This window comes from Paenibacillus sp. BR1-192 (genome assembly GCF_029542445.1).
In the GTDB taxonomy this organism is placed as follows: Bacteria; Bacillota; Bacilli; order Paenibacillales; family Paenibacillaceae; genus Paenibacillus_AQ; species Paenibacillus_AQ lautus_A.
The window spans coordinates 6,428,978-6,443,312 of record NZ_CP120718.1 but is presented as its reverse complement, the minus strand read 5'-3'; the positions used below and the strand labels follow the sequence as shown (position 1 = coordinate 6,443,312).

Below are 14,335 nucleotides of genomic sequence, written 5' to 3'. Positions count from 1 at the left end.
GTAGACATGAGGGGTGAGTTTAAGTTGGCAGGACATCTTGTTCAATATGGTCGACGCACTCGGCGAAGTTATGCTCGTATTAACGAGGTACTCGAAGTTCCGAACCTGATTGAAATCCAACAAAAATCTTATGAATGGTTTTTGGAGGAAGGACTCCGCGAAATGTTCCAGGACATCTCGCCGATCCAGGATTTCACGGGCAATTTGGTGCTAGAGTTCATTGACTACAGCCTTGGAGAACCGAAATACACCGTCGATGACGCGAAAGAACGCGACGTTACTTATGCGGCGCCGCTCCGCGTGAAAGTCCGGCTCATTAACAAGGAGACCGGAGAGGTCAAGGAGCAGGAAGTGTTCATGGGAGACTTCCCGTTAATGACGGAAACCGGAACATTCATTATCAATGGTGCCGAACGGGTTATTGTCAGCCAGTTGGTTCGCTCTCCCAGCGTCTATTTCAGCACGAAAGTGGATAAAAACGGTAAGACGACGTACACTGCAACAGTTATCCCTAACCGCGGCGCTTGGCTGGAACTGGAGATGGACGCGAAGGACATTATTTATGTCCGGATCGACCGCACCCGTAAAATCCCTGTAACGGTGCTTTTACGTGCGCTTGGTTTTGGCACGGATGCCGAGATTTTGGATCTTCTGGGCAATGATGAATATATTCAAAATACGCTGGATAAAGACAACACGGACTCCACGGAAAAAGCGCTCATTGAAATCTATGAACGCCTTCGCCCGGGCGAGCCGCCGACACTGGAGAATGCGAAGAGCCTTCTCGTTGCCCGTTTCTTCGATCCGAAGCGTTATGATCTGGCTAACGTTGGTCGTTATAAGATCAACAAGAAGCTTCATATTAAGAACCGTCTCTTTAATCAACGTTTGGCAGAAAGTTTGATAGACATCGATACGGGTGAGATCGTTGCGGAAGCCGGTCAAACCGTAGACCGTCGTCTTTTGGACGAGATTATGCCTTACCTTGAGAAGAGCGTAGGCTTCAAGAATTATCATGTTGCCGGCGGCGTGATGGACAGCGAGGATATCCCGCTGCAAACGATCGACGTATTCTCTCCGATCGAGGACGGAAAAGTCGTGAAGGTCATCGCGAACGCAAACATCGATAAATCCGTGAAGCATATTACGCAGGCGGATATCATTTCCTCCATCAGCTACTTCATCAACCTGCTGCATGGAATCGGCAATACGGATGATATCGATCATCTGGGTAACCGTCGTCTGCGTTCTGTGGGCGAATTGCTCCAAAATCAGTTCCGTATCGGTTTGTCCCGGATGGAACGCGTTGTTCGCGAGAGAATGTCGATCCAGGATGCGAACGTGATTACGCCGCAGGCGCTCATCAACATCCGTCCGGTTATCGCATCGATCAAAGAGTTCTTCGGCAGCTCCCAGTTGTCCCAGTTCATGGATCAGACTAACCCGCTAGCGGAACTGACGCACAAACGTCGTCTGTCTGCACTCGGACCGGGCGGTTTGACGCGTGAGCGCGCGGGCTTTGAAGTGCGGGACGTTCACCACAGTCACTATGGCCGTATGTGTCCGATCGAGACGCCGGAGGGGCCGAACATCGGTCTGATCAACTCCTTGTCGACGTTTGCGCGCATCAACGAGTATGGCTTCATCGAAGCTCCGTACCGTTGGGTGGATCCGAAGACCGGTAAAGTCACGGACCAAATCGATTACCTGACTGCAGACGAAGAGGATAACTACATCGTTGCCCAGGCAAACGCCGAACTCAACGAAGACGGTACCTTCGCTGACGAAATGGTAATCGTCCGTTATAACAAGCAATCCGACAACATCCTTCCGATGCCGAGCGACCGTGTAGACTACATGGACGTATCGCCTAAGCAGGTCGTGTCGGTGGCGACGGCGCTCATCCCGTTCCTCGAGAACGATGACTCCAACCGCGCGCTGATGGGATCGAACATGCAGCGGCAGGCTGTTCCGCTTCTTATTCCTAAGGCTCCGCTCGTCGGAACCGGGATGGAGCATAAGTCTGCGAAAGACTCCGGTGTATGTATTGTATCCAAATACGACGGGATTATTGAACGTTCATCCGCCAACGAAATCTGGCTCCGCCGCGTGGAAAATATCGACGGACAAGAAGTCAAAGGCGATATTGTTAAATATAAATTACACAAATTTATGCGTTCGAACCAAGGAACATGCATCAATCAGCGTCCAATCGTCAAGCGCGGCGATGTGATCAAAAAAGGTGACATCCTGGCAGACGGACCATCCACCGAGATGGGCGAATTGGCACTGGGCCGCAACGTCGTCGTTGCGTTCATGACTTGGGAAGGCTACAACTACGAGGATGCGATTCTTCTCTCCGAGAAGCTGGTCAAAGAGGATGTGTACACTTCGATCCATATCGAGGAGTACGAATCCGAGGCTCGTGACACGAAGCTCGGTCCGGAGGAAATCACGCGCGATATTCCTAACGTAGGGGAAGAAGCGCTCAAGAACCTTGACGAGCGCGGAATCATCCGCATCGGTGCCGAAATCAGCGCTGGCGACATTCTCGTCGGTAAGGTAACGCCTAAGGGCGTAACCGAGCTGACGGCAGAGGAGCGTCTCTTGCATGCGATCTTCGGTGAGAAGGCTCGCGAAGTGCGCGATACCTCGCTGCGCGTTCCTCACGGTAGTGACGGAATCATCGTGGACGTGAAGGTGTTTACGCGTGAGAACGGCGACGAATTGCCGCCGGGCGTCAACCAATTGGTTCGCGTCTACATCGCACAGAAACGTAAAATCTCCGAAGGCGACAAAATGGCCGGACGTCACGGTAACAAAGGTGTCGTTGCCCGTATTTTGCCTGAAGAAGACATGCCGTTCCTGCCGGATGGCACGCCGGTTCAAGTTGTGTTGAATCCTCTGGGGGTTCCATCACGGATGAACATCGGTCAGGTGCTTGAGGTTCACTTGGGTATGGCTGCGCTCCAGCTCGGCATTCACGTGGCTTCACCGGTATTCGACGGTGCAAGCGAGTATGACGTGTTTGATACGATGGAAGAAGCAGGCATGCAGCGCAATGGTAAAACCGTGTTGTACGACGGACGGACGGGCGAACGTTTTGAACGTGAAGTTACCGTCGGCGTCATGCACATGATCAAGCTCGCGCACATGGTTGACGATAAAATTCACGCCCGTTCCACGGGACCATACTCCCTCGTTACGCAGCAGCCGCTGGGTGGTAAAGCCCAGTTCGGCGGACAGCGCTTCGGTGAGATGGAAGTATGGGCGCTTGAAGCTTACGGTGCTGCCTATACGCTGCAAGAAATTCTTACCGTCAAGTCCGATGACGTGGTCGGCCGGGTGAAAACCTACGAATCGATCGTCAAAGGCGAGAACGTTCCGGAACCGGGTGTTCCTGAATCGTTCAAGGTATTGATTAAAGAGCTTCAGTCTCTCGGTATGGACGTTAAAATCCTGAGCGAGAACGAAGAGGAAATCGAGATGAAAGAACTCGATGACGAAGACGATGCTCAAGGTGATAAACTGAGCCTTAACTTGGAAGGCGCTGAAGTCGGAGTGGAATAACGGTCAATCATTCACCCCCGTCGGCTGATTAGTCGGCGGTGGTGTTATGGTCGTACAGCACATAAATAGGACTAGGTTGAGGAGGGTTGCTCCTTGTTGGACGTTAACAATTTTGAGTACATGAAAATCGGTCTTGCTTCACCGGAAAAAATCCGTTCTTGGTCTCGCGGAGAGGTGAAGAAGCCGGAAACGATTAACTACCGTACATTGAAGCCGGAGAAAGAAGGCCTCTTCTGCGAGCGTATTTTCGGTCCTCAGAAGGACTGGGAATGTCATTGCGGTAAGTATAAGCGTGTCCGTTATAAAGGAGTAGTCTGCGATCGCTGCGGCGTTGAAGTCACGCGCGCCAAAGTCCGCCGCGAACGGATGGGCCATATCGAGCTCGCAGCTCCTGTATCGCACATTTGGTATTTCAAAGGCATTCCAAGCCGCATGGGTCTGGCTCTGGATATGTCCCCAAGATCTCTTGAGGAGATCATTTACTTCGCATCTTATGTTGTAACCGATCCAGGAGATACGCCGCTGGAGAAGAAGCAATTGCTGTCCGAGAAGGAATACCGCAGCTACCGTGAGAAGTACGGCTACGGCTTCCAAGCGGGCATGGGTGCTGAAGCGGTCAAGAAACTTCTTCAAGACATCGATATTGAGAAGGAGCTTGAATTCCTTAAGGAAGAACTGCGCACTGCACAAGGTCAGCGCCGCAACCGGGCGATCAAACGCCTGGAAGTGATTGAGGCGTTCCGCAACTCCGGCAACAATCCGGAATGGATGATCATGGATGTGCTGCCGGTCATTCCGCCGGAGCTTCGTCCGATGGTTCAACTTGATGGCGGACGCTTTGCGACTTCCGACTTGAACGATCTGTACCGCCGTGTTATTAACCGGAACAATCGTCTGAAAAGACTGCTGGATCTCGGCGCGCCGGATATCATTGTTCAAAACGAGAAGCGCATGCTGCAGGAAGCTGTCGATGCACTGATCGACAACGGCCGCCGCGGCCGTCCGGTAACAGGTCCGGGTAACCGTCCGCTTAAATCCCTCAGCCACATGCTGAAGGGTAAACAAGGACGTTTCCGTCAGAACTTGCTCGGTAAACGGGTTGACTACTCTGGTCGTTCCGTTATCGTCGTAGGTCCTTACCTGAAAATGTACCAATGCGGTCTGCCTAAGAAAATGGCGCTCGAGCTCTTCAAGCCGTTCGTGATGAAAGAACTGGTCAACAAAGGCCTGGCACATAATATCAAGAGTGCGAAACGCAAAGTAGAACGTGTAAGTCCAGAAGTATGGGATGTGCTCGAGGAAGTCATTAAAGAGCATCCGGTTCTTCTGAACCGTGCACCGACGCTTCACAGACTCGGTATTCAAGCATTTGAGCCGATTCTGGTTGAGGGCCATGCGATCCGTCTTCACCCGCTCGTATGTACGGCGTATAACGCTGACTTTGACGGTGACCAAATGGCGGTTCACGTTCCTTTGTCCGCTGAGGCCCAAGCTGAAGCGCGTCTGTTGATGCTGGCATCGGGCAACATTTTGAACCCGAAAGACGGTAAGCCGGTTGTTACGCCGTCTCAGGATATGGTACTGGGTTCCTTCTATCTGACAATGGATAACAAGGAAGAGAAAGGTACCGGCATGATTCTGGGCAGCGTGAACGAAGCGGTTTCCGCTTATCAGCGTGAAGCAGCCGGTCTGCATGCACGCGTAGCGATTCCGGTTAAAGCCCTTGGCAAAACCAGCTTCACCGACAAACAGCAGGATGCGATTTTGATTACGACGATCGGCCGGATTATCTTTAACGAGATTTTCCCTGCCAGCTTCCCGTACATCAATGAAGCGACTCGTACGAACCTGCTGCAAGGCACGCCTGAGAAGTATTTCGTATACGAGAAGGGTGCAGATATTCAAAAAGTGATCCAGGAACTGCCGGTCAGCGGAGCCGTTGGCAAGGAATACCTGGGTTCCATCATTGCACGCTGTTTCGAAACGTACCATACAACGGAAACCTCTGTGATTTTGGATAAAATCAAGCAGATCGGTTTCACATACTCTACCCGTGCAGGCGTAACCGTTGCGGTATCCGACGTTATCGTACCTGACGAGAAGAATGAAATCCTGAAAGAGTCCGACGAGAAGGTTAAAGTGGTAACGAACCAATATCGCCGCGGCTTGATCACGAACGAAGAACGTTATGACCGCGTTATCGACATCTGGTCCAAGACCAAAGACGATATTACGGATGTACTCATGAAGTCGATGGATCGCTTTAACTCCATCATGCTCATGGTGGATTCCAAGGCGCGGGGTAACAAATCGCAGATCACCCAGCTCGGTGGCATGCGGGGTCTGATGGCGAACCCGTCGGGCCGTATCATCGAACTCCCGATCAAATCGAACTTCCGTGAAGGACTGACGGTACTCGAGTACTTCCTGTCCACGCACGGTGCGCGTAAAGGTCTTGCCGATACAGCGCTTCGTACCGCTGACTCCGGTTACTTGACTCGTCGACTTGTCGACGTGGCCCAGGATGTCATCGTTCGCGAAGACGAGTGCAGCACGGATAAAGGCTTTATGGTTAGCCGTATTCAGGACGGCAAGGAAGTGATCGAGGATCTCTATGACCGTATCGAGGGACGTTATGCATTTGAAACCGTTCGTCATCCGGAAACCAAAGAGATCATCGTAAACCGCAACGAATTGATTGACTCCGACAAAGCTGAAGAAATCGTGGCAGCTGGCGTCGAGAAGCTTCAAATTCGTTCCATCTTGAGCTGCCGTGCACGTTATGGCGTCTGCAAAAAATGTTACGGTCGTAACCTGGCTACTGGTAAGCATGTTGAGATTGGTGAAGCGGTTGGTATTATCGCGGCGCAATCTATCGGCGAACCGGGGACACAGCTCACGATGCGTACGTTCCACACAGGCGGCGTTGCCGGTGATGATATTACGCAAGGTCTTCCGCGTATCCAGGAGCTCTTTGAAGCCCGTAATCCTAAAGGTCAAGCAACCATTAGTGAGATCGACGGTGTGGTTAAAGAGATCCGTGAAACGAAGGACCGTCGTGAAATCGAAATTCAAGGTGAAGCTGAAACCAAAGTTTACGCGGTTACCTATGGTTCCCGTCTGCGCGTAAGCGAAGGCAAGCACATCGAAGCTGGGGATGAGCTGACCGATGGTTCCATTGATCCGAAGGAGATGCTTCGCATCAAGGGTATCCGTGGCGTGCAGAACTACATCCTTCAGGAAGTTCAGCGCGTATACCGTAACCAAGGCGTAGAAATTAACGATAAACACGTTGAAGTTATGATCAGACAGATGCTGCGTAAATTCCGTATCGTGGATGCGGGAGATACCAACCTGCTGCCAGGCTCCTTCGTGGATATGCATGAATACGAGACAGCTAATAAAGACGCTATTCTTTCCGGGAAAGAACCAGCGGTTGCCAAACCGGTTCTCCTCGGTATTACGAAGGCATCTCTCGAAACTGATTCGTTCTTGTCGGCGGCCTCCTTCCAGGAGACGACTCGCGTGTTGACCGACGCTGCCATTAAAGGTAAAGTCGATCAGCTGCTTGGTCTGAAAGAGAATGTTATCATTGGTAAGCTGATCCCTGCGGGAACCGGTATGAACCGATATCGCAGTGTGAAGTTCGCGGGACAGGACGATGTGAATGACGAAAGTCAGGAACTCGAAACAGCTTCTATAGATTAAGAGACAGTCAGGTGACGGGGAGATGACGCGTCGTAAGACGATGAATCTCCCTGTTCCAATGTTTCTTTTTTCCTGATTTAATAGCTTGACATCGTTTAAGGCAGATGCTAATATAGCAAAGGTGCGTGAATAGTTTCTTTGTTCCCTGTTCTTTTGGAGGAATGACTTGTGTCTAATGATAAAGGATTACAGGATGCACACATCAAGATTGGCACCAAACAAACGATGAAGGTCGTTGAATCTGGTCTGGCCGCTGAGGTTTACGTGGCTGAAGATTGCGACCAGCGTTTGATTTCAAAAGTCGTATCCGAGTGTGATAAGAATGGCGTGCATATCAACTATGTACCCACGATGACAGAACTTGGGGAAGCATGCGGTATTGAAGTCGGTGCAGCTATGGTAGCTGTCTTGAAATCATGATTTGAGAAATCGTTTTTGTTGGAGAAGGCGTTACTTCTCTCGGCAAAAACTTTTCATTTGTTCTTTTATGAACCGCCTGGGTCTGTGGACTTAAACGGGTTCGTAATCGAATGATAAATACGGGAAGGGGGTGGCTAGCATGCCAACAATTAACCAACTGGTTCGCAAGGGCCGTCAAGCTAAAGTTTACAAATCGAAATCTCCAGCTCTTCAAAAAGGTTTTAACGCTTTGAAACGTGAGGAGACCGACTTGAGCGCTCCGCAAAAACGCGGTGTATGCACTCGTGTAGGCACGATGACGCCGAAAAAACCGAACTCCGCACTTCGTAAATATGCTCGTGTTCGCTTGACGAACCGCATTGAGGTGACGGCTTACATTCCGGGTATCGGACATAACTTGCAAGAGCACAGTGTTGTATTGGTTCGCGGTGGACGGGTAAAAGACCTTCCGGGTGTACGTTACCATATCGTTCGCGGCGCACTTGATACCGCTGGTGTAAACAACCGGATGCAAGCTCGTTCCAAATACGGCACGAAGCGTCCGAAAGCAAAAAGCTAATTGATGCTCATGTTTTCTTAACATGACTCATGACTGAAGAAAGGGGGATATCCATGCCACGCAAAGGTCCAGTAACTAAAAGAGACGTGCTGCCAGATCCGGTGTATAACAGCAAACTGGTAACTCGTCTGATCAACCGCATCATGTTGGATGGTAAAAGAGGTGTTGCTCAAAGCATCCTTTACAATTCGTTCAACATCATCAAGGAACGTACTGGTAATGATCCGATGGAAGTGTTTGAAGCAGCTATCAAGAACATCATGCCAGTATTGGAAGTTAAAGCTCGTCGTGTCGGCGGTGCTAACTACCAGGTTCCGATCGAAGTTAAACCAGAGAGACGTACATCCCTTGGATTACGTTGGCTCGTAAACTACTCCCGCAACCGCGGTGAGAAGACGATGGAAGAGCGTTTGGCGGCTGAGATCATCGACGCTTCCAACAACACGGGCGCTTCCGTTAAGAAACGCGAAGACACGCACAAAATGGCTGAAGCGAACAAAGCGTTTGCTCACTACCGCTGGTAGGATTCAGCAACTAATTTATACTTCAAATTTTGAAGGGAGACTATTCGCATGGCGACAAGAGAGTTCTCCTTGAAAAATACACGTAATATCGGGATCATGGCGCATATTGACGCTGGTAAAACGACCACTACAGAGCGGATTTTGTTCTATACGGGCCGTACGCACAAAATCGGGGAAGTTCACGAGGGTGCAGCTACAATGGACTGGATGGAACAGGAGCAGGAGCGCGGTATCACGATTACGTCCGCTGCGACTACCGCTTCTTGGAAGGGTCATCGCGTTAATATTATCGACACCCCGGGGCACGTTGACTTCACAGTAGAAGTTGAACGTTCCCTTCGTGTATTGGATGGGGCAGTAGGTGTATTCAGTGCGAAAGAGGGCGTTGAACCTCAGTCGGAGACTGTTTGGAGACAAGCAGACCGTTACGGAGTTCCGCGGATCGCATACGTAAACAAAATGGATATTATCGGTGCCGACTACTTGAACGTAGTTAAAGATATGAGAGAGCGTCTGCAAGCGAACGCGGTAGCAATTCAGCTTCCGATCGGTGCAGAGAATGATTTCATTGGCATCATCGATATTATCGAGGAAAAAGCTTATATGTATAAGGATGACCTCGGGCAAAATATCGAAGAAACCGAAATTCCAGCAGAATTCAAGGATCAAGTGGAAGAGCTTCGCAACGAGTTGGTTGAGAAGGTAGCAGAACTTGACGAAGACTTAACAATGAAATATCTTGAAGGTGAAGAAATCACCATCGCTGAGTTGAAAGCTGCTCTGCGTAAAGGTGTTGTCGAAGTTAAGATCTTCCCGGTTATCTGCGGATCTTCTTACCGTAACAAAGGCGTTCAGTTGATGCTTGATGCCGTAATCGATTATTTGCCGGCTCCAACTGACGTTCCAGACATCAAGGGTACCCTTGAAGACGGAACCGAAGCTATTCGGCATTCTTCCGATGACGAGCCGTTCTCGGCTTTGGCATTCAAAATCGCAACCGACCCTTACGTTGGTAAGCTGACATTCTTCCGCGTATACTCCGGCGTACTGCAATCCGGTTCTTACGTACTGAATGCAACAAAAGGCAAGCGTGAGCGCATTGGTCGTATCCTTCAAATGCATGCGAACAGCCGTCAAGAAATTTCCGAAGTATTCGCCGGAGATATCGCAGCTGCCGTAGGTTTGAAAGATACGGGCACAGGTGATACACTATGTGATGAGAAAAACCCGGTTATCCTGGAGTCCATGAACTTCCCTGATCCGGTTATCGAAATCGCAGTTGAGCCTAAAACAAAAGCTGACCAAGATAAAATGGGTGTGGCTCTCGGTAAGTTGACGGAAGAGGATCCAACTCTTCGTGCGCATACCGATGAAGAAACTGGCCAAACGATCTTGGCAGGTATGGGTGAGCTTCACTTGGACATCATCATCGACCGTATGCGTCGTGAGTTCAAGGTAGAAACCAACGTGGGTAAACCACAGGTAGCTTACCGCGAAACATTCCGTGCGCCAGCTCGCGTTGAAGGTAAATTCGTTCGTCAGTCCGGTGGTCGTGGTCAATACGGTCACGTATGGGTTGAGTTCGAACCTCTGGAACCTGGTAGCGGTAACCAATTCGACAGCAAGGTTGTCGGTGGTTCTGTACCAAGAGAATACATTGGTCCTGCACAACAAGGTATCGAAGAGCAAATGAAGAACGGTGTACTTGCCGGCTTCCCGCTTGTTGACGTTAAAGCAACCATCGTCGACGGTTCGTACCATGATGTTGACTCCAATGAAATGGCGTTTAAAATCGCTGGTTCCATGGCTCTGAAAGCAGCTAAAGACAAGTGTAAGCCTGTCCTGCTCGAGCCAATCATGAAAGTTGAAGTTACCGTGCCTGAGGAATACATGGGCGACGTAATGGGTATGCTGAACTCCCGCCGTGGACGTATCGAAGGTATGGACTCCCGTGGTGGTACTCAAATTATCCGTGCGAAAGTGCCTCTTTCCGAAATGTTCGGTTACTCCACTACCCTTCGCTCCGGTACACAAGGACGCGGCGTGTTCTCCATGGAACTCTCCCACTACGAAGAAGTTCCTAAGAATATCTCCGATGAAATTGTGTCCAAGATCAAAGGCGGAGAATAATAACGTTTTACCTGCTGGATAGGAGGCGGGACCAAACATCCCGTTAACTCCGCTTCCGGCCCAACATATATAATCCCCTTAAGGAGGAATTGTTCAAATGGCAAAGGCTAAATACGAACGTACGAAACCCCATGTTAACATCGGTACTATCGGTCACGTTGACCATGGTAAAACAACTTTGACTGCTGCAATTACATCTGTATTGTCCAAAACTTACGGTGGCGCAGCAATGTCCTTCGATCAAATCGACAAAGCTCCAGAAGAGCGCGAACGCGGTATCACAATCTCTACTTCCCACGTAGAGTATGAAACTGATGCTCGTCACTACGCACACGTTGACTGCCCAGGTCACGCTGACTATGTTAAAAACATGATCACTGGTGCTGCTCAAATGGACGGAGCAATCCTGGTTGTATCCGCAGCTGACGGCCCAATGCCGCAAACTCGCGAGCACATCCTGCTGTCCCGCCAAGTAGGCGTTCCTTACATCGTTGTATTCTTGAACAAATGCGACATGGTTGAAGACGAAGAGCTCTTGGAATTGGTTGAAATGGAAGTTCGCGACCTTCTGAGCGAGTACGACTTCCCAGGCGACGACACTCCGATCACTCGTGGTTCCGCTCGTGAAGCTCTGCAAAACCCAGAAGGCGAATGGGCACAAAAAATCGTTGAAATGTTCAAAACAATCGACGAGTACATCCCATTGCCTGAGCGCGACACTGACAAGCCTTTCTTGATGCCTGTCGAGGACGTATTCTCCATCACTGGTCGTGGTACCGTTGCTACAGGTCGTGTAGAGCGTGGTACGATCAAAGTTGGTGACGAGATCGAAATCGTTGGTATCGCTGAAGAAACTAAGAAATCCGTTGTTACGGGCGTTGAAATGTTCCGTAAATTGCTGGATTCCGCACAAGCTGGTGACAACATTGGTGCATTGCTTCGTGGTGTTGAGCGTACTCAAATCGAGCGCGGTCAAGTACTTGCTAAGCCTGCTTCCGTTAAACCACACACTGAGTTCACAGCTCAAGTATACGTACTGAGCAAAGAAGAAGGCGGACGTCATAAGCCTTTCTTCACTGGCTACCGTCCACAGTTCTACTTCCGTACTACGGACGTAACTGGTGTGATCAACTTGCCAGAAGGTTCTGAAATGGTTATGCCTGGTGATAACATCACTGTAACGGTTAACCTGATCAGCCCAATCGCGATCGAAGAAGGAACTAAGTTCTCCATTCGTGAAGGCGGCCGTACCGTAGGTGCTGGTTCCGTTGCTTCCATCATTAAATAATTAAGGCTTCGAACAGCCTTGCATATAGCAACAGTGTATTGTAACGAGCAACAATGTGATGTCCTGATAAAAGAGTCTGATCCCTTGGATCGGGCTCTTTTTCTATTTGTAGTGATACCCCTGTAATCTTTGCGGCTAAACTAAAGGCTTAAGTGTAGGATTTGTAGAAAATTAGTCAAGCTTACTGTACAGAATATGCCATATATTGAAGGATTCATTCTATTTATTTGGTTCCAGTATGATTACAATCTTTGATTGAAGTCAGTTAAGGAATTAGAAACTATCTATTATATAGAATGGAGATCACAGCCTGTATGAAATGTCCGTTTGCATGGGTGAAGAGGAGTTTGGAAGATGAAGTTCAGCCTGAAGTAGAACTGCGCAATTCAGAAGAGGCCCGTTATGTGTATCAAGAACCATTAGGCGAGTTGAATGATCAAATGCGGATGATTGGCCTTACCGAGGGGGATCTTCAGCTTTTGAGGCAGCTCCGTCCGCAAATGGAGGAGAGGCTCGAGGAGATAACAGAAGCATTTTATCAGTCTGTCGTGGGTGTGGATAAGTTAAGGGAGATTATCGTGGAACACAGTACGATTGAAAGATTAAAGCAGACATTAAAGGATCATCTTCTCGAAATATGGAATGGAGAAATCAATGAAGCTTTTGTGGCAAAAAGGCTGCGCATTGCCGAGGTGCATAAGCGCGTGGGGCTTGAGCCTAAATGGTACTTGTCCGCTTTCCAGAACTTACAGAACGAATTCTTCAAGATGATCTATAGAGAGGTTGTAGGAGAAGAACAACAAATACGGCTAGTGTCGACGATTACCAAGTTGCTTAGCCTGGAGCAGCAGCTAGTGCTGGAAGCTTACGAGAGAGAAAACTTAAGTGAGAAGCAGTTCCAGTATGATAGGGTAAGAAAAGAGCTGAAACAGAACATTGCTGCTTTTGTTAGCGAATTATCCGGGCTGACGCTGGATATTAATGAGGCTGTAGAACGCCTGATGACCAGCAGTAGCGAGATGGCTGATACGTTTGAACGCACTTCGACCACAACGCAGGGCTCGTTATCGGATGCAAGGGCCGGTGAAGCAAAAATAGCAGAGTTGGAGGATCAAATGAATGCGATTGACCAAAGCGCGGCCGGGATGCAGCATGCGGTGCAAGAACTTCAGGAATCCTCCAAGCAGATTTCCGTTATAGCGGTGAATGTTCAGGAAATAGCCTCCCAGATCAAGCTGCTTTCCTTAAATGCCACCATAGAAGCAGCACGCGCCGGAGAGCATGGAAAGGGTTTTGCCGTTGTAGCCCAAGAGGTAAGCCGCCTGTCGGAGGACACGAGGACGACCGTGAACCGAATTGCAGATATCGTATCCAAGTCGAGATCCATCACGGCGGAAGTGGTAGAATCTATTAACCAGGTTCAAGGGCTAACGATGCAAGGGAAGAGGCAGTCCGAGGAATCCAGCAAGCTGTTCTCCAGCATTCTGATGTCCGTACAGTCCGGTGCAGAACGAATGATGAGCGCGGAGAAAGAAATGAAGCTGCTCTCCATGACGATTGGAAGCATCCGGGAAGCCACGTCCGAAGCTGCGGTTTCAGCCGAAAATTTCAAGGAAAGCACGGAGCGAATGTAAATACATATCAAATATGAATTAGTGCTTGCAATGCGCCTATCTTTTATATATAATAGTGAATGTTGTTCTGCGACGTTGCGATGATGTGAGAGGTTACCGACACACCCGGCCCCTTTGCCATGAGGTGGGTGGTTGGAAAATTTTCACGGAGTATGTCCGATACCAAATTGGGCGATAGAAGGAGGGAATAAAATGGCAAAGCAAAAAATTCGTATTCGCTTGAAAGCATACGACCACAGAGTTCTTGATCAATCCGCTGAGAAAATTGTTGAGACAGCAAAACGTTCGGGTGCTGGTGTATCCGGTCCGATCCCGCTTCCAACTGAGAAACAAGTAATTACCATTCTCCGTGCGGTGCACAAGTATAAGGATTCTCGGGAACAGTTCGAAATGCGTACACATAAACGCTTGATCGACATCGTGAACCCGACTCCACAAACTGTGGATGCCTTGATGCGCTTGGACCTGCCGTCCGGTGTAGATATCGAAATCAAACTGTAAG

Annotated in this window: 9 protein-coding genes; all 9 read left to right on the top strand. The window is 49.5% G+C overall.

The features are described from left to right. The first annotated feature begins 24 nt into the window (after positions 1-24). The 9 genes from rpoB to rpsJ all read left to right on the top strand — a co-directional run bounded on the left by rpoB (position 25) and on the right by rpsJ (position 14,334). Positions 25-3,570: a DNA-directed RNA polymerase subunit beta gene (rpoB, locus tag P0X86_RS29720; protein WP_036662748.1), complete on the top strand. Its 3,546-nt coding sequence runs from the start codon at positions 25-27 to the stop codon at positions 3,568-3,570. A 93-nt stretch (positions 3,571-3,663) separates the two neighbouring features. Further along, positions 3,664-7,278, top strand: coding sequence for a DNA-directed RNA polymerase subunit beta' (rpoC, locus tag P0X86_RS29715; protein ID WP_096777174.1), 3,615 nt, complete (start codon positions 3,664-3,666; stop codon positions 7,276-7,278). A gap of 168 nt (positions 7,279-7,446) precedes the next feature. Continuing rightward, positions 7,447-7,698: a ribosomal L7Ae/L30e/S12e/Gadd45 family protein gene (locus P0X86_RS29710; RefSeq protein WP_277747139.1), complete on the top strand. Its 252-nt coding sequence runs from the start codon at positions 7,447-7,449 to the stop codon at positions 7,696-7,698. A 139-nt stretch (positions 7,699-7,837) separates the two neighbouring features. Further along, on the top strand, positions 7,838-8,257 hold the full coding sequence (gene rpsL / locus P0X86_RS29705) for a 30S ribosomal protein S12 (protein ID WP_006212930.1): 420 nt from the start codon (positions 7,838-7,840) through the stop codon (positions 8,255-8,257). Between the two features lie 53 nt (positions 8,258-8,310). Continuing rightward, positions 8,311-8,781, top strand: a complete 471-nt coding sequence (gene rpsG, locus P0X86_RS29700) for a 30S ribosomal protein S7 (protein ID WP_006212929.1) — start codon at positions 8,311-8,313, stop codon at positions 8,779-8,781. Between the two features lie 48 nt (positions 8,782-8,829). After that, positions 8,830-10,911: an elongation factor G gene (gene fusA, locus P0X86_RS29695; RefSeq protein WP_009591969.1), complete on the top strand. Its 2,082-nt coding sequence runs from the start codon at positions 8,830-8,832 to the stop codon at positions 10,909-10,911. Positions 10,912-11,008: 97 nt separating this feature from the next. Continuing rightward, on the top strand, positions 11,009-12,199 hold the full coding sequence (gene tuf / locus P0X86_RS29690) for an elongation factor Tu (protein ID WP_009591967.1): 1,191 nt from the start codon (positions 11,009-11,011) through the stop codon (positions 12,197-12,199). Between the two features lie 314 nt (positions 12,200-12,513). Further along, positions 12,514-13,833, top strand: coding sequence for a globin-coupled sensor protein (locus tag P0X86_RS29685; RefSeq protein ID WP_277747138.1), 1,320 nt, complete (start codon positions 12,514-12,516; stop codon positions 13,831-13,833). A gap of 192 nt (positions 13,834-14,025) precedes the next feature. Further along, the gene (gene rpsJ, locus P0X86_RS29680) at positions 14,026-14,334 is read left to right on the top strand and encodes a 30S ribosomal protein S10 (RefSeq protein ID WP_009589214.1); all 309 of its coding nucleotides are present in this window, start codon (positions 14,026-14,028) and stop codon (positions 14,332-14,334) included. Position 14,335: the final 1 nt, after the last annotated feature.